This is a genomic window from Stieleria maiorica (assembly GCF_008035925.1).
Lineage (GTDB): Bacteria > Planctomycetota > Planctomycetia > Pirellulales > Pirellulaceae > Stieleria > Stieleria maiorica.
The window spans coordinates 4,416,912-4,443,525 of the sequence record NZ_CP036264.1; the positions used below are offsets into that span (position 1 = coordinate 4,416,912).

Here is a 26,614-nt window from a genome sequence, read left to right on the forward strand (position 1 = left end):
ATGTTCCAGTGGCGCAAACACGGACCTGTCCGCCCCTCCAAGCAGCGCAAGAAGAAAAAAACTCCCACCCGCCGCAGCAGGCTCGAATCACTGGAAGCCCGACGCCTGCTTGCCCGCGAAGTTTCGGGGACACTGGCCGGCGACGACACTTGGTCGGGGACCATTCATGTCACCGGCGACGTCACCGTTCCGGCCGGATCAAAGCTGACGATTCAGCCAGATACGGTCGTCAAGTTTCAAACAGGACGATGGTTGACCGGAAACGGCTCGATCGAGGCGGTCGGATCGCCGGGACAACCCATTGTTCTTACCAGTGCGTTGGATGACACGGTCGGTGAAGATTTGACACCCGGTGTGGAAGGAGCACCCTATCCTGGTCACTGGGAATCACTGTACCTCGCTGGGCCCGGCAACCTGCTACAAAACGTCGAAGTTCGTTATGCCGGCGATACCAATGGGGATGGGCAAGGGGGTGGGCATGTCGAATCGATTCGTATCGACCATCCGGCTACCGATCCATCGGATCAGACACGTTTGAATGATGTCCGGATCACTGCGTCCTATTCCAACGGCTTGCACGTGCTACAGGGGGCACCGAGCCTGCAGTCGGTTGATGTCAGCGGCGGTCGAGGTTACGCGTACTATTTCGACATCGACGCGTCTCCGGTCGTGAGCAACTTGACGGCATCGGGCAATTTAGGCGGAGATCGAATCGTCCTGCAGACCGGCAATCTGACCGAAGATCGATCCTGGGACTATGGCGATCTTCCGCTCCACATGACCGATGGCAGCATCCATGTGCAATCGGATTCCGAAGGCAATCCTGTCACACTGTCGATCGCACCCGGCACCGTGATCAAGATGTCACGCGGCAGGACGCTGCTGACGCCGCAGGGCGCGATTCAGGCGGTCGGCACCCCGGATGAACCGATCATCTTCACCGCCGCAACGGATGACTCGGTCGGTGGCGATTCCAACGGCGACGCCGACGCCTCGGTACCATATCCGGGATACTGGCAATCGATCTACTTGACCGGTCCCAATAACGTTCTTGAAAACGTCGAAGTCCGCTATGCGGGCGATTCCGACGGCAATGGGGTGGGCGGTGGTCAAACCGAGTCGATTCGGATTGACCATGTTGCGACCGACCCGGCAACCGAAGCACGGCTCACCAATGTCCGCGTTACCAACGCCTACTCGAATGGTGTGCATGTGCTGCATGGTTCACCGACCTTGCAGTCGGTCAACGTGGTTGATGGATTGGGGTATGGGTACTACTTCGACATCGACGCCGATCCGATCACCAACGGCATAACGGCATCCGGCAATCTGGCCGGAGACCGCATCGTTCTGCAGACCGGCGACTTGACCGAAAACAGGACCTGGGACTACGGCAGTTTGCCGCTGCACTGGACCGATGGCAGCATCTACGTGCGGTCCGACACCGAGGGCAATCCCGTCACGTTGTCCATCGCGCCGGGCACGGTCATCAAGATGCCACGTGGCCGAACGTTGTTGACGCCTGAAGGCACATTGAACGCGGTGGGGACACCCGCCGAACCGATCGTCTTTACCGCGGCCAATGATGATTCCATCGGCGGGGACTCTAACGGCGACCTCGATGCGACCGTACCGTACCGTGGATACTGGCAAGCGATCTACCTGAACGGCCCCGGAAGCGTCTTGGAAAATGTCGAAGTCCGCTACGCCGGTGACATCGACGGCAACGGGATCGGGGGCGGTCAGGTCGCTTCGGTTCATTTGAATCATGCCAACACGGATCCGACGACGGCAATTCAGCTCAGGAATGTAAGGATCTCCGACGGTTATTCGACCGGTGTGGATGTGAACGTCGGGACCCCCATTCTTGAAACCGTTCATGTCGAAAATTCGTTGAACGTCCCCTTCTATTTCGCCATCGACGCGGACCCGAGTGTCAGCGGACTGACCGGACGGGGGAATGCCGGCGGCGATCGGATTGTGTTGCAATCTGGCACGCTGAAATTCGACCGGACGTGGGACTACGGAAGCCTGCCGCTGCACATTTCGGCAGGAAATTATGTCGTCGGAGACTCAAACGGGACGCCGGCGACGTTGACCATCGCAGCGGGAACGGTGGTCAAAATGCCGAAGGCTTACTACATGTTTTCCGACAGCGGAACCATCCATGCGCTGGGGACGGCAGCGGAACCGATCGTCTTTACAGCCCACGCCGACGATTCCATCGGTGGTGACTCCAACGGCGACGCTGATGTGACAACGCCCTATCCCGGCTACTGGGAATCGATCTATCTGGACGGTCCGAGAAACATTTTTGAAAACGTCGAGATCCGGTACGCCGGCGACACCGATGGAAACGGGATTGCCGGTGGACAAGTCGGGAGTTTCGAACTTCGCCATGCCGGGAATGATCCCGCCGCGCAAACGCGTTTGACCAACGTGCGGATTTCCGAGGGATATTCCAACGGGATCAACCTTCGCTCCGGCGATCCGGTGCTGCAAAACATCCATGCCCAGGACAATTTTGGCGTCCCGTTTTACTTCGAACTTGACACCGATCCCCAAACGTCGGGGCTGAGCGGTCGCGGAAACCTGGGTGGCGATCAGATCGCGATTCAGTCCGGAACGCTGACGGAAGATCGGTCGTGGGACTACGGTGATTTGCCGATTCATTTGACGGCGGGCAATTTCTTCGTCGGGTCAGATGCCCAAAGCAACCCCGTCACGTTAACGATCGCCGCCGGCACGGTGATCAAGATGCCTAACGCGTACTTCTTCGAATCGCGCGAGGGCACCATCCACGCGGTCGGCACCGAGGACGATCCGATCGTCTTCACCGCCGCGACCGATGACACCGTCGGCGGGGATTCCAATCGCGACCGAACAGCGACCAAACCCTATCCCGGCTACTGGGAATCGCTGTACTTGATCGGCCCGTCCAATGTCCTGGAACATGTTCACGTGCGCTATGCCGGCGACACCGACGGCAACGGAATCGCCGGAGGCCAAGTCGGTTCGATCGAACTGTATCACGACGGCAGCGAGCCGGAGACGCAAAGTCGACTGAGTAACGTCAGCGTTTCCTATGGCTATTCCAACGGTGTCAACGTTCGTCAGGCCACGCCGACGCTTGAGAACGTCCATGCGTTTCGAAACGTCGGTGCGGCCTACTACTTCGAACTTGATGCCGCTCCGTCGGTCACGGGTTTGACCGGTGATGGCAATCTGGGGGGAGATCGAATCGCGATTCAATCCGGCACGCTGACACAGAGCCGGGTTTGGGACTATGGCGAGTTGCCGATTCACGTCATCAACGGCAATCTGACGTTAGGAACCGATTCGCAGTCCACACCTGCGGATCTGGAAATCGCTGCCGGGACCGTCATCAAGATTGACAGCGCGGCATACCTCTGGGCCCGCGACGGAGCACTTCGCGCGCTCGGGACACCGTCCGATCCGATCTACTTCACCGCCGCAAGTGATGATACCGTCGGTGGGGATGTGACCGGTGACGGCGATTCGACCAGGCCCTATCCAGGTTTTTGGGAATCGATCTACATCGACTCGGCGGGCAGCGAGCTCGCCAACGTGATCGTCCGCTATGCCGGTGACTCCGATGGCAACGGCATCTCCTCCGGTGAAAGACAGGCGATCGAAGTCAGGACGGATATGGCCCTGACCAATGTCGATATCAAATCGTCTTACGGCGGCGGCGTGCGGATCGAAGGCGGGGCGAGCGTCACATACACCGGTGGCCGTTTGGATTCGACCACGGAATCTGACAGCGCGGCTCGATCGGCGATCGTCGTGGTCAACGGCACGCTGACGGCAACGGATTTGGATATCCTTGCCCACGATGGTTCCGGCGATATTGGAATTTATGTCCTCAACGGCCAATCCGCCAACGTCTCGCACAGCACCTTTCTCGGCAACACCATCGCGGTTCGCCATGACGGCACCGATCCCGGACTCGCCTTCTTTCAGAACAACTGGTGGGCCAGCTCCGGCGGGCCACACGATCCGTCAAGCGCTGACGGATTGATCAATGACAATCCTGCCGGTCAACTGGTCTCGGACTACGTCGACTACGCCGGATTCTTGACCTCGCCGCCTGCGCGAGCCATCGGCCCGCGTGTGGTTTCGATGCAACGACTGGCTCCGACCACCGCGCCGGTTCATCATCGTTACGAAGCGACCAACAACGCGCTCGACGAGACCGGATTACACAATGGAACTCCGGTTGGCGAGGCCAGTTATGGTCCTGGCCGATCCGGCGGATCTTCGTTCCTGCTGGATGGAGATGGCGACTACATTAACCTGGGCGGCTGGGCACCGCAGGGCGATTGGACCATTGCCGCGTGGGTCAATCCAAACTCTGTCGCGGCAACCGGTTGGGTGGGGCTGGCGGGCAGCCAGTCGTCCCGGCGCGACTGGTCGATTTCGATTTACAACGGCAATTACGTGGCGGTGTTCGAATTCGGCCAAAGGGTCGATAGCGGGATTGCAGCAACCGTCGGCGTGTGGACACATGTTGCGGCAACGCTTCGTGATGGAATGGTGCACGTTTTCATCGACGGCGTGTTGAAAAATAGCGTCGCGGCCCCCGACTATGTGCCATCCACCGCAGGTGCCCGCCTCGGAAGTACAACCTTCGATAATGCGGGTTTCTTCGACGGACGGATCGACGAGGTGTCGATTGTCGATCGGGGCGTCAGCGACCAGGACATCGTGTCTTTGCGTGACTCAGGGACACTCACCCCGTTCGTTCCCCAAGACCGGTTCTTGGTGACCTTCGACCGCCCCATCGATCCGGCCAGTTTCAGCGTCGACGATATTCACATTTCCGGGCCGTCCACGGTGGTTGCGGTCGATGTCGAAAGCGTCACCGAATACTCCGCCCTGGTCACCCTGTCTGGACCTTTAATCAACGCGGGAACCTACGTCATCTCCGTCGGGCCGAACGTCACGGGGACGGCGGGCACGTTGATGGATCAAGACGCCGATGCTCTTGCGGGTGAACCGGTCGACGACGTCTTTCAGTTGTCATTGTTGATCGACACGTTCGGTCCACGCGTCATCAGTCAGTCGCCGTCGGGATCGACCGGCTCCGTGCTGTCGTCCATCGACATCACCTTCAACGAGCCGATCGATCCGGATTCGCTGTCGGTCGATGACATCCAGTTGTTCGATCCGGCAGGCGTCGCAGCCTGGGATGCTTACGATCCAAATGAAGTTATCGACGGATTCAGTGTGTCGGTGGTGGAATCGACCACGGCCTTCAGCGGACTCAGCGGCGCATTGGCGGTGATCGACGACGTCAATCGGCACGCATCGACGCAATCGGTCAATGCACCGGTGATCAACTACGGTACGTCGGCCGGCAATTTCCCGTCCGATCAGTCGATTCCGCTATCGGGATCCGACGCGAGTTATATCGTGTTGGACGCGCGTGCCACGATCACGATTCCGACTGCCGGCAAGTGGACGTTTGCGGTCGCCAGCGACGACGGGTATCGGCTGGACATCGACGGGCGGATTGGTGAGTTCCCGACTGGCCGGGCGATCGCGACGGACTTGCACGTGTTCGATTTCCCGGCCGCCGGCGACTACCCGCTGCGGATGGTGATGTTTAACCAAACCGGCGGCCTTGGATTCGAGTTGGCGGCGGCCGAGGGCGAAGTCGCGACGTTTGATGCGTCCACCTTTCAACTGGTCGGAGCGAGCGCCGGATTGGCGGTGAAGACGAACCCGGTTCCGCCGGCCAGTGACATTCAGATTCTGTCCGTTGATCCAACGGATGAGTCCAACAAAACCTTCAAGATCAGTTTCCCCCCACAACCGTCCGACGGCGATTATCTGTTGGTCGTGGATCCCAACGCGACCGATTTGCAAGGCAACCGGCACGATCAGGATAACGATGGCGTCGGTGCAGAACCGGTGCAGGATCGATACATCAGCCGGATCACGGTCGCCCGCGATCCGCTCCGCGTCGTCGCCCAATCACCGACGACGACCATCAATGGTGCGTTTGAAGAATTCACGGTCACGTTCAACGTCCCGATCGATCCCAATAGTTTTGCTACCAGCGATGCACGTGTGATCGGGCCCGGCGGCGAAGTCACGGTGACGTCCATCGAGCAGGTCGATGCGACGACGTATCGCGTCAACGTTCAGCGAACCACCGAAGATGGCGACTACCAGATCTTTGTCGGTCCCGACATCACCGATCCGGCGGGCAACCGAATGGACAGTGACGGTGACGCGGTTCCCGGCGAACTGGAAGACCGCTACATCGGTACCTTGCAAGTTGCCGGTGGCGGTCCCTACGTCACCGGTTTCTCCCCCGTTGGGACACTCGGCCCCGGCAGCAATTCTGCCGAAATCTCATTCAGCGAACCGGTTCGGTTGAACAGTTTTACGACCGATGACATCGTTTTCACGGGTCCCAATGGACCGATCGGCATCACGTCCATCACACCGATCGGCAGCCGTTCTTATGCGCTCGCGTTTCCCGCCCAAACAGCCGGCGGAACGTACACCTTCGCCATCGGCCCCGACATCGATGACTTCGCCGGATTGGCGATGGACCAGGATCGAGACGGTGTCGCCGGGGAAGCGGTCCAGGATGTGTTCAACGCCTCGTTCACGATCGACGCCGTCGGGCCTTCGATCATCGCGTACACGCCGGATTTCGTCAGCAAACCCTATGCCTTCATCGACTTCACGTTCGACGAGGCGATCGTCCCGGGCAGCTTCACCCCCCAAGACGTCACCTTCACCGGTCCCGCCGGCGCGATTCCGGTCAACCAGGTTGTCACGATGGACGTCAACAAGGTCCGCGTGTCATTCGGAACGCAGAACAAGTTGGGCGTGTACTCTTTTCAAGTCGGACCGATCATCACCGACTTGGCCGGCAATCGGATGGACCAAGACGGCGACGGAAACTTTGGCGAACCCGACGACGATGTGTTCCGGGGAACGGTCACGTTTGCCGCACCGGATCTGGAAGTCACCGCGCCGGCGCTGCCGACCGCGGTGCAAAACGGCGATTCGGTCACGATCCAGTGGACGGTGCAGAACAACGGCGGCGCGTCGGCGATCAATCCATGGACCGACCGCGTCGTCCTTTCCGCCGACAACGTCTATGGCGGAAGCGACGACCGATTTCTCGGCAGCGTCACCCGCAACGTCGATCTGGCGGACGGCGAAAGCTACTCGGCGTCGATCCAGGCATCGATCCCGTTCGGGGTTGCAGGCGACTACTACGTCTTTGTTCGAACCGACCACGCCAACCAGGTGTACGAGGACGACTCGAGCAACAACACGGCGTCAACCGCGATCACGATCGCCCAAGCCGATCCGCCCGCGGACCTGATCGTCGACGCGGTCTCGATCCCCGTCGGCGCCTTCATCGGCGACACGCTCAGCGTCACCTGGCGAGTCCGTAATGACGGGACCGCGACCACGCTGGTCGACAGTTGGACCGATCGGTTGTACTTGAGCACCGACAATGTCCGCGGGGGCGGCGACATCTTCCTGGGCAACTACACCCACACGGGGAATCTCGCGGCGGATGCGTCATACACGACGTCGGCGATGCCTGTCATTCCCGCACACGTTGCCGCCGGTGACTATTTTGTGTTGGTCGAAACCGATGCGACCAACCGTGTGGATGAACCCACTGCGGAAGACAACAACGTCTCGTCCAGCCTGGGGACAGTGAATGTCGCGTTGACTCCGCTGCCCGATCTGGTTTCGCAGGGTGTCGCCATCGATTCAGGGACCAGTCCGGTCAGTGGAGAAGCCTTGACGGTCCACTGGACAACGCGAAACGACGGCGATGCGGCGACAAGCGGGGCGTGGATCGAACGACTTTATCTGTCCAGCGACAATGCACTCTCAAATGATGATGTCGCGCTGGGACAAATCGCGGTGTCGAGCGGTTTGGCGATCGGCGCCCAGATGGAAAACACGTTGACGGTGACACTGCCTGACGGCGTTTCCGGGACACACTCTTTGATCGTCGTTCCCGATGCGGACAACTCGGTCAATGAGGGCGATGGGGAGTCGACCGGAAACGCGTCGCTGGAGATTGACGTCACCAGTTTCCCCTACGCGGATTTGACCGTCAGCCAAGTGATCGCGCCAGAGTTGTTGATCGGCGACCCGGTCGATTTAACGGTCTCGTGGACGGTCGAAAACGTCGGTTCGGGTCCCGGACGCCAATCCGGTTGGACCGATCGCGTCGGCTTGTCCAACGACGCGATCCTGGGCGACGCCGATGACATCGTGCTCGGCGATTTCGAACACTTCGGCGCCGTCCCGGTTGGGCAGTCCTACACGCGTACCGAGATCATTCCGCTGGCCGCGCGAACCAACGGGCGGTTCACGCTATTCGTCCAAACCGACGTCGGCGATGTCGTTTACGAGCTCGACGGCCACGCCAGCAACACCGGCTCGCCGGATAAGAACGTGGACATCACCACGAGGCCCTACAGTGACCTGTTCGTCGAATCGGTTTCCGTCACCGGCGGTCAGTCCGTGACGGCCGGGTTGCCACTGGAAATCAATTGGACGATCGGAAACCGAGGCATCGCGACGACCGACCGCGACACCTGGACCGACTACATCTATGTCAGCAAGAACGAAAACGGCAGCGGGCTGCGATTGATCGGCAGCAGCACCCACGGCGGTGCGTTGTCCGTCGGGGGATCGTACACACGCACCGAATCGTTCGATTTGCCCCGTGATTTGGATGGGCAGTACTACGTGTTCGTCCGCACCGGAGGACCGTACGAGTTCTTGTATTCCGGCCTTGATGCAACCGGCGGCAACCAAGGCCGCAGTGATTCCGTCGACGTGTTGTTCGTCCCGCCGACGGCCAATCTGGTCGTCCAAGACGGATCGATCACCGTGCCAGACTCGCCCGAAGGGTTTCTCGATGGCACACAGATCGAAGTCGGCTGGACGATCCTGAATGATTCCGATGATGCGAACGGGATCACGGAAAACGGCTGGACCGACCGCGTCTATTTGCAGTCGACCGATGGATCACAGACCTTCGATTTGGGGCGGTTTACGGTCGCCGACCCGCTGGAGCCCGGAAAATCGGTCCGGCGAACCGAACTGGTGCGATTGCCGCGTGCGATCGGTCAATTCCGTTTGTTCGTCCAATCGGATGTCACGAATCGGGTACTCGAAGCGAACGAGCTGGACAACACGTCGTTTTCCGACCCGTTCCAGCTAAATCTGAAACCACGCGCCGATTTGCGTGTCGACGTGACCAGCGACTATCCCGCCGGGGTGACCGCCGGAACGAGCATCGACGTTGCGTTCACCGTCCGCAACGCAGGCACCGCAGACACTCCATCGGGCGGCAGCCGCTGGGTGGACCGCGTTTGGTTGTCGTCGTCAGCCAGCAGCACATCGGGGGCGATCCTGTTGGGAGAACTGCAAAACGGTTCTGCCCTCGGATACGTCGGGACGACCTCCGGGCAGGCAACTGAGTACAGCAGTTCGGCAAGTTTTCCGATCCCCCGCGCGCTGTCTGGAAACTGGTTCGTGTTGGTCGAAACCGATGCCAGAAACGCGGTGGATGAATTCCCCAATGACGGGAACAACCGCGACGCGCAGGCGATCGCGATCGACGCCAATCCGGTTCCGCCGCCGGACTTGGTCGCGGAGTTTATCAACGGCCCCGGCGACGCCTTTGACGATTCGTCCTTCACCGTTCGCTACAAAGTCACCAATCGTGGCGCCGGCGTGACCGATCCGGGGGCCTGGACGGACCAACTGTGGTTGACGCTCGGATTGGACGGTCCCAATGCGGCGCGCGGTGATCGGTTCATCGGTTCGCACCGTCATGGCGGCGTTCTGGAAGTCGGCCAGTCGTACGAAGCCGAGGCGACGGTCAGAATCCCCAAGGGATTGACCGGTCAGTATTTCTTGACGGTTTATGCAGACGGCTACCGCAGTGTCTATGAAGCGTCGTTTGCCGAGAACACCAATCCGGATGCGCCCAACGATCTGGACGGAAATAACTACACCAGCACTCCGATCAACATCCTGTTGACGCCGCCGTCGGATTTGCGGGTGCGGCAACTGAACGTGACCACCGATCAGCCGATCGTCGGCGGACAAAAGGTGGCGTTGGATTGGACGGTCGACAACATCGGAACGGTCGCGACGGACCGTGAAAACTGGGCCGATGCGGTTTATGTGTCCGCCGACGACGTCTTCGATTCCGGCGATCAACTTGTATTCGCGATTCCACATGCCGGGCGGTTGCAACCGGGCGATGAGTACACGCAGGAGGTCGAGTTCACGCTGCCGCCGTCGGCCAAGGGAAGCCACTTTTTTGTCAGGACGAACGTCGACCCTCGCGTCGCTCTGACCGAAGAAGCAAAATTCCTGGAGGAAGTCGCCGCGGTGTTAAAACGGATCGAATCGGCGACGGGAAAACCGATCGGCAAAACCGAGATCGGAGACCTGAAACAGTTTTCACGAAGTGAGTTATTGGAGATTTTGGCCGGGCCGACCAACACCTTGGTCCAAGTGTACGAGGGACCGTTCACCGACAACAACGTCGGCGCCGCTCAAGCCCCGGTCGAAGATACGATCGCAGATTTGGTCGTGGAGAATGTCACGGCGTCGCCGACCAGCAAATCCGGGGAACCGATCACCGTCTCGTGGACCGTTCGTAATTCGGGTGACGCCGCGACCGATGGGGTCACGCAATCGGTCAAGCAACACGTTTACCTCTCCAAAGACCCCGTCTTTGACGCCAGCCGTGCGATCTTGGTCGGTTCCCGCGCCAAGGTCCTCAACGCCCCGATCGCAGCCGACGGTTCTTACAACGCCAGCATGGTCGTCGCATCTCCGCCGGGCAGCAGCGGCAATTGGTACGCGCATGTGTTCGCCAACGTCGACCTGTATCGCGGCGTACCCGTACTCAACGCATTCGCAAAAAGCGGCTTCCCGGATTGGCCACAATACTTTGTCGACAAGACGTGGGAAGCGGGGCGCAAATCGAACAACTCTGATTCGTCGGACATCATCGCGATCGAGTATGCCGAACCGAATTTGGTGATCTCCAATCTGTCAGCGGTTCCGACCAGTCCCGACAGCGGTTCGCTGATGGACGTCGCGTTCACGGTCACCAACGCGGGGACTCGGGTCACCCGCGTGGATCAATGGCACGATCGAGTCTATTTGTCGACCGATACTTCGACCGATGCCTATGACATCGAACTGGGGGCGTTCCGGCGAAATGAAGCACTCGGGATCGGGGAAAGCTACGACGTCGCACTTCAGGTCCGTGTGCCAAACAACATCGGCGGGGAGTTTCATGTGATCGCGGAAACCGATGCGACCTTTGTCGATCGAAACGCCGCGCTCTATTCGCTGCCGTACCCGATCGCCGAAGGCTGGACGCGATTGCGAGGCGGCGGCAATAAGGTCCAGGAGTTTAACGACGAAGGCGACAATCGGGACAGCGTGCAATTAGACGTGCAATTCGTCCCGGCACCGGACTTGGTGGTCGATTCGGTCGACTTCATCAGCCCCGACGACCCGCCGTCCAACGTCGTCGAAGTCGGCAACGATTTCACGTTCACTTACACATACAGCAACGATGGCGGCGTGATCCCGGATTCGCAAGTCCCCTTCTATGATCGGGTGTATTTGTCACGTGATCGATTGCTGGACGTTTCCAGCGATCACTTCGTCCGGCAGATTCGCCGCGACGAGGCGTTGGCGGCAGGCCAAACCGGATCGATCACCCAGACCGCTTGGCTGCCGCGCGGGATCACCGGCGATTACTTCATCATTGTCGCGACGGATATTCCGCGTTCCAATCGCCCCGATGGCGAGGTGATCGAAACCAACGAACGGAACAACATCACGGTTTCCGCAACGCCGATCTTGATCGTCCAACCGCCGCCATCGGATTTGCAGGTGATCGACATTTCGACGCCGACATCGGGAAGCGTGGGTGATGTGTTGACGGTTTCGTGGACCGTCGAAAACCGTGGCGACGAAAAGGCCCAGGCGCGAATCGCCGACGCCGTTTATCTGTCGGCCGACAACACCTGGGACATCGGCGATCGCTTCCTCGGACGCGTCGAACCCTTTTCCGCACGCACCTTGCAGCCCGGCGATTCCTACACCGCATCGCTTGACTTTGAAGTCCCCGCGGTACTGCCGGACGGGTACCGGGTGATCGTTCGCACCGACATCTTCGATGACGTCGTCGAGGGCGAAAACAACCGCAACAACGCGTCGACGTCCGCCGACGAAGTCAACATCACCGTACCGCTGTTGCGATTGGACATCCCGCTGGAAGAACAGTTGGCCGTCGGTGTCAGCCGTTTGTTTCAGTTAGACGTCTCGCCCGGTCAAACCATTCGCGTTGATCTGGACAGCACGACCGGTGTCGGCCGGCATGAGTTGTATGCGGCCCATGAACGATTGCCCTCCGCCTTTGACTTCGATGCCGCTTACGAAGGTTACCTGTCGGCCGATCAGTCGTTGGTCATCCCGGAAACGCTCGGCGGACGCTACTTTGTGCTCGCCCGCGGTGGGGTTCGAGTGGATGTTGAGGAGAACGATCCGCGGGCGCGTCAGGAATACCCGGTGACGATGATCGCCACTCGGGTGCCATTCGGCATCACCGACGTGACGCCGGATTCGGGCGGCGACGATCGGTACGTGACGATGACGATTCGCGGCGCCGAATTCCCCGAACAAGCGGCGGTCCGTTTGGTGCGACCGACCTTGGCCGAATTCGCGCCGGTTTCGGTGTCCCGAATCGACGCGACGAAGATTGTCGCCGTGTTTGATTTGCGTGACGCCCCGCATGGCCTGTACGACGTTCAAGTCCTGCATCCCGATGGGCGAATCGCGGTCGATCCGTACCGATTCCAGGTCGAATCGGCTGATCCGTTGCAGGTCAATGTCGGCGTCGGGGGCCCCAGCCAAATCGATCTCGGCGCGACAGGCGGCTACGGGTTCGCTGTCCAGAACCTGGCGAATGTCGACACGCCCTACACGTTGATGGAGTTCGCGTTTCCTAATGTGCAGAACCGCCGTCCCGATTTGATTCCCGGTCCGGCGATCGAATTCGCCAGCGGATTGCGCGGTGATGCATCGACCGTTGCACCGCTGTTCGACTCGATCAGCACGTTCGATTTTTCCGGTGTCGTGCCGGAGCTGAATCTTTCCGGCGTGCTGACCGCGCGTGGCGTCGCGATCGATCTGCCAAATCAAGGTGTGACCGAAATCGGATCGGCCGTGACGATCTATCCGGGGCTGCGAGAGCTGCTGGAGACGGATCCTGAATTCCTGAAGAACCTCAGCCCGTTCGAATTAGACGATCTGGGGTTCGACTTCTATGTTGCCGCGGCATCGACACCGATGACGGCCGATGAGTACCTGGAGTATCAACGCGGTGAAGCGGCCAAGCTTCGCGACGCCATCTTGGCCGCCGACATTGACGTTCCCGCTTCGTTCCTGGGACGCGCCCAATCGGCCTTGGTTTCGATCGCCGGTGACGCCGAAGCGTTCAGCACGCTTTACCTGCAAGCACTGGTTGATAGCGGATTGTTGCGGCCCGAAGATACGCCTCCGGTTGCCGACGGCCAAGCGGAAAAGATCAATTCATTCTTCACCGTGATCGGCGGATTGATGGGCGGGGAAACCGGAACCGGAATCGTCGACGATGCCGGAACCGCGCTGGCATCGGCCAGTGACAACCTGAGCGCGCTGATCGAACTGATTCGCGGCTTCTACGGTCACACGCCTGACGCGACCGGTGGCGGCAGTGTGGCGGACTTCGACGACTTTGATCAGGGGCTAGCCAACCCGACGTCCTTCGTCACGTTTACCCTGCGGGCCGGACCGCCGCCACTTTTCGAGGCAGGCGAGATCGCCGATGAAATCGCCTTCAACCTGGACGATCTGGGCAACCAAGTCGGCGATTCAACGACGTTGACCGGGCCGACGGGATTCGGCGACCAAAATTTTGTACCGGTTGCGACGCCATTGCCTTACACCGTTGAAACGACGTACGACAGTGATGCCGTTGATGCGGCGCGTGAGATTCGCATCTTGGTCCCACTGGACGACACGTTGGACGAACGCAGTTTCCAGGTCGCCGACATCCAACTGGGCGGTCGTTCGATCTCGCTGCCGCCCGGTCGACCGAATTTCGTCGGCGAATTTGATTTGACTGATTCCGACGGATACGTGTTGCAAGTCACCGCCGGCGTGGACGCAAACACCCGCGTGGCGTCATACCTGTTACGGGCGATCGACGGTCGTGACGGTCTGCCGCCGGTAGATCCCGCCATCGGGTTGTTGCAGCCCGGCCAGCAGGTCACCGTCGGATTCTGGGCGTCGGCGAACAACGTGGTCGCGGCCGGTGATTCGAACCCGCTGGCAACCGGGGATGATATCCGCATGACCGCGCGGTCGATCATCGACGGCGGCGTGGAAGTCGACAGCCGCGTCTCGATCGCGACACTCGATGCCGCGGCACCGACAAGCACCGTGACGACCACGGCACTGGGTGGAAATCGATACGAAGTTTCCTGGTCGGCCGTCGACGACGTCGATGGAAGCGGTGTCGCGACGTATTCGCTGCTCGTTTCACGCGACGGCGGAACCCGCTATCGAAGCGTGTTGTACCGCACCGATCAGACCTCGTACGTCTATCAGGCGGATCCGGGCGAACAACCGCTGTTCTTGGTGCGCGCGATCGACAACGCGGGAAATGTCGAACCCGTCGCCCAAGGTGTGCGTGTGCCAAGACTTCTGCCGGAAATCAATCTCGGCAGCGCGCCATCGGTCAGCGTCGTCCAACCCGTGGTGATTCCCGAAGCGGATGCCGGTCCTGGCACGGTAGCCGATCGCTTGTTCCAAGAAGCCGCGTTCGGAATTCCCTCCCGAACCAGTGCAACCCAGCCCAGTAGGTTCACGCGTGTGATTCGCCCGCTGGCGGCCGAGCGGTTTGCCACCATCCCGGGTGAAAGTGGCGCTGGAATCGGGGCCCTGGCGATGGCGGTTGGTCCGGATGGGACGATCTTCGTGTCGGGCGGACCGGGGCGCAACGAGCTGTATCGACTGAGACAGGGTTCCAGCCCGACATCCGACACGCTCGACAGACTGGAATCCTACCCCACATCGACTCCGATCTATGAACTGGCGTTTGATGCGTCAGGACAGCTTTGGGCGTCGACCGGCGGCCAGGGGCTGTTGCAGCTTGATCCCAACACCGGTGCGGTGTTAGATCGGATCGGAGCGGGAGTGGCGTTGGGGATCGCGGCGATTCCCGGCGAGACGGCGCTGTATGTTTCCACGACCGGCGGGATCAGCCGCTTCAACACCGCGACCCGCAAGCTGACTCCTTTCAGCGAAATCCGAGTCGACTCCATGGCCGTTGCCGCCGACGGCACACTGTACGGAACGGCGTGGCCGGAAGGTGGCGAGGTGTTGCGGTTTGATTTTCGCGGCCGCGCCGAATCGATTGCCACGGTCAGCGGACGTGCCGAGTCCATCGCGTTTGGCCCGACCGGGTCACTGCTGGAAGGTGCGCTGTTGGTCGGCCATGAGGCAGAAGGCAGCGTGACGGTACTGGATCCGATTTCGCTGCGACAAACCAAGATCGCGACCGGTGGACGGGGACGAGTGGAAGGCATTCAGCCGATCGATGATGGCCGATTCCTGGTCACGCGGGGCGAGCAAATCGATGTCTTCTTTACCGTCGCGGCGCCGCGTGTGATCCAAACCCGGATCGCTGAAGGGATGAACCGCGCGGAACTTGTCTTCGATGTCGCGCTCGCCACCAACCTGACCGATCCGGCCGGCGGAAACAATCCTTCCAACTATGGTTTAAAGAACAGGGAGACCGGCGAAAGTGTCAATATCGGCGCGGTGCGTTACGACAAAGCCACACGGTCGGCGCAGCTGCTGTTCGAAACATTGCCGCCGGCGGAATACGAGTTGACCGTCGCGCCGACGGTGGAAAGTGAACAGGGAATTCCGATCGGCGGCAACGGCTTCACCACGACGTTCCGCGTTTTCGAAGACGTCTCGATTTCGACGCGCGTTTCATATTCCAACACACGCATCAACCGCGCCGACGGCACGCTGCTGTTTGACGTCATGGTCAGCAACTCTGCCGACTTTGACATCGCCGGACCGATCAACGTTGTGTTCGACGATCTTGGTGACAACTCCGTCGTATTCTTTGATCACGCCGGTCAGCCGGCCGGTGCCAACGGTTATCAGGTGCTGGGCGATGGGACGGTGCTGCCCGCCGGGGCGAATTCACAGTGGTTTACGGTCGCGATTGCCAACCCGAATCTGTTGGATCTGGATTTCAATCCACGGATTCTTGCTACGTTGCCGCCGAACCAATTGCCGGTGTTTGGGACGACACCAGGGTTGGCCGCAAACGCAGACGTGGCATACCAGTATTCGGCCGAAGCGGAAGACCCCGATGGTGCAACGATCACATATGTGTTGGCGCAAGGACCGGCAGGGGCCGGCGTGAACCCGGATACCGGAGTGGTGGCCTGGATGCCAGGTCGAGCAACATCGCCGAAAGTGGATTTCGAACTACGAGCCTACGACGCCCGGGGAGCCTACAGACGCCAAGTGTGGACGGTGGATGTGTCGGGCGCCAATCGTGCCCCCGTCATCTCGCCGATCGATGACGTGCTGGCAACCGAAGGCGATTTGATCGAAGTCCCGGTCAGCGGTTTTGATCCCGACGGCGATAGCCTGTTCTACTTTGCCGACAACCTGCCGCCCGGTGCCGTGTTTGATCCCTTCGGCCAGGCATTGCGATGGCGACCCTCAGGCGATCAGGCCGGTGTCTATGACGATGTCATACTGAGCACCAGCGACGGCTTCGTCGAAACCAGCGTCAGCTTTCAAATCGTGATCGCCAACAAGAACGTCGCGCCGACGATCGCACCTGTTCCCTCAAGAACCATCAACGAAGGTGACGAGATCACGTTTCGGCTGTTTGGTGAAGATGCCGATGGCAATGATTTACGATACCTATCGCCCAATTTGCCGCCCGGCGCGTTCTTGGATCCCAACACAGGGATCTTCGAGTGGACGCCCGGTTTTGACCAACACGGCGTCTATGAACTGACACTGTTTGTCGACGACGGTCAGACCCTCGCGGAAACACAAACGGTGCTGACGGTGAACAATCTCAATGGACAAGTTCGCTTCCCGGCGATCGATCCGTTTGAGATTTTTGAGGGACAATCGTTCCAGTTGCGGGTCGCGGCGTTTGATCCCGAATTCCCCGTCGCACCCGTGACGCCGTCGGCCAACACCCAGGACTTTTTCGTCGACTTTGAAAGCTTCATTCCCGATCTGACCTACGTCGTGACCGGTTTGCCTGCCGGCGCAAACTACGACGACACCACACAACTGTTGACGTGGACACCGGGCTTTGATGATTCAGGCCACTACAACATCACGTTCCAGGCCACCGACGACGGCGATGGGACCGGCGTGCCGACGACCGACACGGTGATGCTCTCGTTGACCGTCGCCGATGCGAACTTCCCGCCGCAAATCGCCAATGTGGCGGCACAGTCAGTCGCCGTCGGACAAACACTGGACATCCCGATTTCGGCCAGCGACTTCGAGGGGGCGCCGTTGGCGCTCTCGGTTACCTTCAACGGCGCAACACGATTGCCGGATTTTGCGACGTTTACCGACAACGGTGATGGCACCGGATTGTTGTCCCTCGCACCGCAACCGGGTGACCGCGACGATCTCCTGGTCGCGGTCACCTCCAAGGAGACAACCGGCGCGTTGCCGTTGACGTCGTCGGCTGAATTCACGTTGCAAGTCACCAGCCCGAACGAACCACCGGTGTTCGCGCCGTTCTTTGATTCCGTCGCGTTGGTCGACCGCGAGTTCGTCATTGACCTGCGGATCTCCGACGCAGACCAGGACGCCTTGAACGTCACTGCAACTGGATTGCCGACCGGTGCTTCGCTGGTCGATACCGGGGTTTACGGGCGACATCAATTCAGTTGGACCCCGACGGCCGCCGACATCGGAACGCACTCCATCTCCTTTACCGTCACCGACAGCGGCAACGGTGACGACGCACTCAAACTTTCCGAAACGCGAACGATCACGCTGAACGTTCGTGACAACAACGTCCGTCCGAATTTGGACCCGATCGGACAGCAAACGGTTGCCGAGGGACAAACGTTGCAACTGACCGCTGCTGCGACCGACCCCGACGGTGACCCGGTGTTCTTTAAAGCCGGGTTGGTCGTCGGAGGCGTCGTGGACAGCCTGCCCAGTGGAGCACGATTCGATGGTCAATCGGGACAATTCCAGTGGACTCCCAGCCAGACTCAGGCCGGCACCTATCGCATTCGAATCACCGTCAGCGACGGGGCGGGGTCACGCAGCGAAGATGTGGTGGTGACGGTCACCAACACCAATCAAGCGCCGACGTTGAGTCGGTTGCCGCGTTTGTTCACCCGCGAAGGCGATCAGTTGGTGTTCACGCTCTCGGCGGGTGATCCCGACGGCGAAACGTTGATCTACCGCTTTGACGGCGTGGCACCGGACGGATTCAACTTTGATCCAGCCGGGCGCACCGTCATTTGGGACGTCGACTTTGATTCGGCCGGCGATTACACGTTGCCCTTCAGCGTGACCGATCCGTCGGGCGCGAAGGATACGATCGATGTGTCGGTGACCGTGGCAGCAACCAATCGCCCGCCCGTGATCACAGCACCGCAACTGCGCAACGCTCAAATCGGAACCCTGCTTGAAATCCCGATCACCGTGACAGATCCCGACGGCGATACGGTGACACTTACGACGAGCGATCTGCCGGCCGGTGCGACACTGGACGCGGATGACGTGATTCGCTGGACCGCAGCCAGTTTCCACGCCGGCACGTTTACCGTCCGATTGACGGCCGACGATGGCGAAACGAGCACGCAGCGGCCGTTGACCATTGTGGCTTCGTTGGATCCAGCCGGTCCCAAAGTGCAACTCGTCACCACGCCCAGCTTTCCCGCCACTCCGGGACAGCCGATCACGATCGAGCCGATCGCCGACAGCGATGTCGAACTCTCCGGCGCAACCCTCTCGATTGACGGCACCCCGGTCACGTTAGATGCTCTCGGGCGAGGCCCCTTCGTGGCCGCCGCACCCGGACGATTCACGGCGACGGCCGTGGTGACCGATGCCGAAGGCCGAACGACGACGACCACGAAACCGATTTTTGTTCGCGATCCGAGCGATTTCGAAGCTCCGGTCATCGAGGTGTTACAACTCGCTCCGCCGGTGTTCACCGAGCCGCGAGATCTGATCGTCAATATCTCCGACACCGGACTGGCCCAGTATCGCATCGAACTCGTGCCCCGCGGCGGCGGAGCGGTGCGGTTGATCGGCGAGGGGACGACCAGCATCACCGAAAACGTCGAACTCGACCCGGCGAAGTTTGCCAACGGCTTTTACAGCCTGCGGGTGACGGCGAGCGATTTCGGCGGCTTGTCATCGACGTTCGAACATGACATTGAGATCAATTCGGCCACCAAGCCCGGTGTCCTGCTGGAAACCGTCACCGATCTTTCGGTCTCACTGGGCGGTATCACAGTACCGATCACGCGGGTGCACGATTCGTTGACGATCGCTTCGGCGAATTCCGCGTTCGGTTCGCGGTGGACGTTGCCGCTGTTTGATCCGCAGTTGTCGCTCGATCTTGGCGGCGATGCGGGCGATGCGTTTGCAGCGATGACCGCCGACGCGCGGGTTTACCTGACGCTGCCCGACGGCGAGCGCGTGGGATTCAGTTTCGCGCCGACGGCGATCTCGTCCGGCAGCGTAACCACCTTTGCGCCCGCCTGGCAAGCCGACGCGGGAGTCGGCTGGACGTTGGAAAGCTTCAATGCCAACCTGCGCAAAGCCGGCACGGGCTACTACGTCGTCGGCAGCGGACTCCCTTACAGCCCGGCGCTGGTCCCCACCGGCGAGACCGTCTTCACCCTCGTTTCTCCGAGCGGCGACGAATTTGCCTATTCTGCCAAAAAGAGGCCTGACCCCTTTTCGCTGGTGCGTATCACGGCGGCCGGCGGCGGAACGTCGCTGCGGGTGACCGACAGCGGGATCGTCGCGCCCAACGGTGACCGATTGACGATCGTCCGCGACAGTCAGCGACGGATCAGCGAATTGGTCGGCCCGAACGGCCATCATTTCGTCTACCGCTATGACGACAGCGGCCATTTGGCGGTCGCGATCGATGCATCGACAGGCGATCGAAGCTTCTACGGCTACGACACGGATTCGCGTCTGACGACGATCAGCCCCAACGCAACGCAGGGCCAATCGATCAGCTACGACAGCGACGGTTCGGTCGACACCGTCATGTCAATCCAACCCCATCTGGGCGGCACACGTCAATTCCTGGCCGCCCCGATCACGGGCACACTGGGAACCGGTGCTGACACGTACGCGTTCACCATCACCGAAGGAGAACTCCGTAGCAGTCCCAGCGGCGGAATCAATCTGGGCGTGGACATCGTCGAGGGCTTTGACAATGCCAACGCGAAGATTGCGGGGCTGACCGCGGTGACGACAACGGGAATCGATTCGCGGCCGATCAAGCTTTACAGCATCGAGCGTCCTGGCACCTACCAGATCGCGGTGTCTGGAACGAGCGGAACGAACTACGAATTGCAGTTGTACCTGCCCGGTGATCTGGACGGTGATATGACTGTTGATGCGACCGATACCGCCGCATTGGCTGGTGCCTTGGGCAGTCTTGCAGGCGATCCGAACTACGTTCTCTCCGCGGATAGCAATCGTGATGGAGTGATTGATTCGGTGGATCAGGCGGCGGCCAGCGCGATGTTCGGTTACGTCGCCAATCAGCGCCCCATGATCACTGCGGATTCGATTCAACAGTCGACGCTGGGCTCAAGTCTGATCCTGCTGCAATCGGATCTCGTCAAAGATCCGGAGCACGACGCGACCATGTTGATCGCGTCACAGGTTGGTTCCGGTGAACTTTTCGCGCTGGGCAATGGTCTGTTGCGATTCGAATTTGACCAGGTGGGGACGAACGGCCAATTGACCGTTTCGGCGACCGATGGCGTAACTGACTCTGCCGCCCAGACGATCGTAATCGAACAGGCAAGTCGGCAACTCGTCGGATTGCGGTTTTCAGACAGCGATCCAGAAGTCCGCAGCGGTTCGGCGGTCTCGTTGACGGTCCTTGCCGAGTTGGCCGACGGTTCGACACTGCCGATCGCAGCAACCGATGTGGTGTACACCTCGGTCGATCCGGCGATCGCCACGGCAACTGACAACGGATTGGTGTTGGCCAAACAGCAGGGGGCCGCCACGATCGTCGCAACGGCGTTCGGGCTTCAAACCGCAACGGTGGTACGCGTCGATCGTCCAGACATCAAATTTGTCGATGTCTATCCGGACAGCTATTCGCTCGAACTTGGCGACCAACGACCGTTCTTGGTGCGTCTGCGCGAAGCGACCAGTGTGACGGATGTCACTGCGGATGCCGAAACGGAATACTACGTGGAGAACCCCGATGTTTTGAGCGTTTCCGCTGACGGACTGATCACAGCGGTCGGTTTGGGCACGACGGAAGTCATCGTCATCCGCGGCAGCACCAGTTACACGACCCAGTTCACCGTCAGTGAATTGATTGACGAATCGACCGCGACGGTTGGAACCGAAGGCGGGATCTTTGGTCTGATCGACGGTCCGCAGGTTTCGATCGCTCCGGGAACCCTGGATCAGGCGACTCCATTGACCGTCGGTTCGGTCGACGAAACCGCGTTGCCCTACGAATTGCCTCCCCACTTCCAATTCCACAGCGGATTCAGCATCGAGGGATTGTCAGAGCAAAACGAGTTTCCGGTTCGCGTTTCGCTCGAAGTCGGATCGGGCTATTCAACGGGAGACCAGTTTTATCTCTTCACTCCGGTCGAAGTCACACTGACCGATCCGCAAACGGGAGACGCGACGCCGGAACTGTCGTGGATGATCGTTGATTCGATGACGGTCGATTCTGACGGCCGCGTTCACACAACTAGTCCGCCGAACGTGGGCGTGGGTGGACGAAACCCGGTACTCGGCCACACATTCCGTGGAACCCAAGCCGGGATTTGGTTCGCCGGGGTCCCCACGCTGGGATCTAGCCTGACAGCGATGTCGGACCTTTCAACACGTCTGTCGACACGTGGCAATCCGCAGTTCGGTGACTATGTCAGTAGCATGCAAACCGATCGCAACGGTGCCAATGACGGATCGACGAAGTTCTATGCCGGCCACGACGCCTATGGATTGTGGGAGGTCCCGTTGCCATTTTCGATTCCGTACACCATGGCGTCGTATGACACTCGGCCCTCGGGATTGGTCGAAGTCGATTCGCGTGGTGTTGAAATCCAACCGGGCCAGAACCCGACCATCATCCTGCCGTCACTCAACCGGACCGAACCCCGCGACACACCGCCATCGCTGATCAACGGCAAACTGGTGTTCCCGACTCAAGCTGGCAAAGCCCTTGAGCTGGAAATCGAAGGCAAGGATTTTCTCATCGAAAACCCCTATGCCAACGCGCCGAAATCGGGCGACAAAACGCTCGGCAATGATCTGAAAGACCTTTACGTGACGATTGAAATCGGCGGTCGTGATACGTTTGACACCGATGGCAAACGGCTCGCGATCGGTGGTCAGGACATTCGCATCCCCGGTAGCGATCTGAGACTTTCGGGGGACATCCTGTCATTCGATGTGCCCGACGGTGCCCAGGTATCCGGCGCAGCGATCACCGTCACGCGTCCGATGGAGATCCCGCTTGACGGAGTTTTCAAACGACAGGAGATCACCAGTAACCCGATCCAGATTTTGGGTGACCAGCGTTATGCGGCGTCCGCGGCGGTTGGCCCGGACGAGTTGTTCATTCACACGGTGTGCACGACGCTTGAGGGGAATCAACCTGGCGAGACGTGTGATCCGCTGCCTCCCGGCAGCGACACGAAGCTTCATCCGCGGGTCCAGGCCGTCATCAGTCTTCGAGACGGCGTGACCACGCGGGATTTGGCACCGCGCAAGACGCTCGCATCACTCGACGGGACAAAATTCTATGTGACACTGGAAGCCTCCGCGGGGGTGGCGGTCGTCGATGCGATCGCATTAGGGCAAATCGACACGCGACCCGACACCGAGAACGCGGAAACCGACGGAACCAAGGGCGTTAACGCGATTCAATTGCCCGTCGGCGCCAAGCCGTTCGACATCGCGACCGATCCGACGGGCAGACGGCTGTATGTCACGGACCTTCAAAAGGCCGCCATCTATGTGATCGACGCGGATTCGTTTTCGCCAAAGTATCACACCGTTATCAACACGATCGCGATCCCCAAGAACATCGGAAGCAACTTCGGCATCGGACAACTCGGCTTGCGAGGCATCGCGATCAGTGAATCGGGAGATCGCCTATTCGTCGCAGCGCCGGCGCAGGACTTGTTCCGCGGACGCACGGGGAACCACGGCCACGTCATCTCGGTAAAGCTTCGCGACGATGAAGGAAATCTGATCGAAACTCCTGAAGTCGATCCCAAAGATCTGCTCGGTGTGACACGAGTCGGACCCGGTCCCTACGAATTGACCATCACCGATGATCCCGATGTGATCTTGGTCGGCGACCGCGTCTCCGACGCCAATGGTTTGACCGTTTTACGCAAAGACGTCAGCGGTGCGTTTGATCCCGACTATGTCAACTTCAACACCTTTGGAGCGATTCCCCGATTGACCGAAGGGCGTGCGACGCAGGTCCATGGTGTCAGCAACACCCAAGGCGTCGTGTTTGTCGCCAAAGATCAGTTCAAAGATGCGATCGGCGAACACCCCTCGTATGCGCTCGTGACAGGCTATCGGAAATTTACCCCCGGAGACCCGAAAGCAGATCCGGGCGTCGGCCCGTTTTTTGTCTACAACCCCACCGTCAGAAACGAGACGACGAACACGACGGAGTTCTTTTTGGCAGCAGCCGGTGGCACGATCGGCGTGATCCGCAATCCTCTGGGTGACTTTGATACGACGTTAGATCGTCCACGTCTTGTCGCGGCGACGGATCCAATCCCCAACGGATTCACTGATGATTTGGCGGTCGCCGTTCAAAGCGGACTGGTCTTGGCAGCACAGCAGACCCGGGATCTCGTCACAGCTTACAATCTGGCCGCGATGATTGCACACATCGAAGATCTCGCGAAAGCGGATCCGGTGCCGAGTTGGACGCAATTCTTGCCCGAAGATCCGGCAAACTCGGGACCTCTGTCGGCGCTATTGCGTGGTGCACTTTCAACCGTTCCCATCGATCGCGTGTTCCCCAAGACCGCGGTCGCAGCTGACATTCATTTCTACAATTCCAACGGGTCAACGTTCTACGGGATTCCGCCGATCGGGCCGGATGGGCAGTCGCCCAATCGTTACGCACCGTTGCCGGCCGGCGACGGACCGCGTGGCGTGTCGGTGCAGCCGGCGATCGAAGGTGATTTGTTGGCGCTCGCACCAACGCCCTACAACCAAACCACGTCCCTGTTAAGTTTCCCCAATCAAGCCCTTGCCATCGAAGCCGGCATCTCGGCGACCGCAGAAGTACACAGCGGTGCACTTAGCGAATCGCACACCCTGGTGGGGTATCGATCGCAGGAACAGGTCCGTGCCCTCCAGTGGTCCTACGACTCGCTGCGCGCCGACCCGCGTCCGATCTACCACATCAACCTCTCAGGACTCGACCAGATTCGCTACGACGCTGCGGAAGATCGACTCGGTTATCGTTTGATTGCAATCGACAAGGACGGCGTTCGCTACACCGCCGACGGATTGTCGAAAGAAGACGCGGTCAAATACGATCTTCCCGAGGACACAAATCTATTCAAGCTTCCCAAAGCCAAGAAAGATTTCACGTACGGCGCAGGACTGCAAATCAACCTGTCCGATGCCCCCACCGGGCTGTACACGATGGAGGTGGAATACGGGCTACTCCGTCGCAGTGGCGAGACATTCGTCGGACGAATGGAAAGCCAAACGTTTCCATATGCACACGTCAATCAAACGGAGTCCGCGTTCGGCGCCGGATGGGGATTGGCCAATTATCTGCGGCTCTATCCAGGTGACAGTGGCGCTCTGCTGGTCGACGGAAACGGATTGGAACAAATTTTCCTGGCGCCGCAAGAAGACGACCAGATCTTCACCCCGTTGGTCAACGACTTTTCGGTCATGACCGTTTCCGAAGAAGGTTACCGACGGCGGTTGCGCGATGGAACGGTGCAGGAGTTCGACCTGAAAGGCATGTTGGAATCGGTCACCGATCGCAATGGAAACAAAACAGAATTCATGCACAACGGTGACAAGCTGGTCAAGATCGTCGATCCGGTCGGGCTGGAAACGATCTTCAATTACAGCGGTGATCGCATCACGTCGGTGACCGATCCGGCGTCACGAATCACTCGTTTTAAGCAGGACGGAAAAGGAAATCTACTTGCGATCACTGACCCCGATGGAATCGATCGCAGCTTCAAATACGAGTACAAGCACCAGTCCGATCCCGAAATCGGACTGCATTTGATGACTTCCCAGACCCTCAAACGCGGGAATGACCCGAACGAAACGAATCCTGCCAGTTTTTCGGAGACCTATGTCTACAACGACGTCGACGGTCGGCTCCGATCCGGCATTCGTGTGGATGATGCGTCATTCACTCTCACGCCGGCACAGATCGGATTCTTACACCCGATTGAAGAAACCGCCAGCGTGGATGATTCCCCCGTCTTGGACATTCTGTCCAGCCCCGAGACTCGATCGATTTCGTCACGGTTCGTCGGTGAGTGCGATCCACAGGCGGAAACGAACGACGATCCCGCGACGGCGTTTTATGCAGAAGCCGAACACACCGATTTCAAAGGAAAGCATCATCGCTATGCGATGACCGGCTATGGCCAATACGAGGACACCCTGGAAAGTCCCAGAAATCATACCGATGTCGCTCGCAATGCCGCCGGAGGGCGGATCACCGCGGAACGCGATGGGGAGGGTAATCTGGTCTGTTATGTGCGCGACGCGTTTAGCAACATTATCGAGCAGCGTGATTTCCCAGACGGTTCGCCGGCGTCGATCAAGACGAGATGGGACTATGAATTCCTGACGGGGAACCAGGAATCGTACAACATCCCGGTCGAGATCACCGACGCCATCGGACGGGTGACCCGGCATAGCTTGGACACCAACGGCAACATCATTCAAACGGAATTGACCGATTCCAATGCGCCCGAAGGCAGCCCAGATCGGGTCGTGTTGCGATTCACGTACACCGATGCGGGATTGCCGGACGTGCTGACCGACGGACGTGGTCTGGCGACCGACACGGACTACGACCAATACGGCCGGATGACCAAACAGACGTTTGCAGACGGGGATCGGACGTACATCTATGACGATTTAACAGGCTTCGTCAGCGAAACAATCGACGCCAATGGGAATCGCACCCGCTACACGCGTGACGTGATGAACCGCGTCGTCACCACGACCAATG

1 protein-coding gene (running past one end of the window) is annotated in these 26,614 nt (G+C 59.7%); it reads left to right on the plus strand.

Features of this window, described 5'->3' with window-relative positions:
* Positions 1–26,614 carry the 5' portion of a CARDB domain-containing protein gene (locus Mal15_RS15000; RefSeq protein WP_147868522.1) on the plus strand. Its footprint extends 10,796 nt past the window's final position, so 26,614 of the gene's 37,410 nt are visible here — the first part of the coding sequence; it begins with the start codon at positions 1–3; the stop codon falls past the right edge of the window.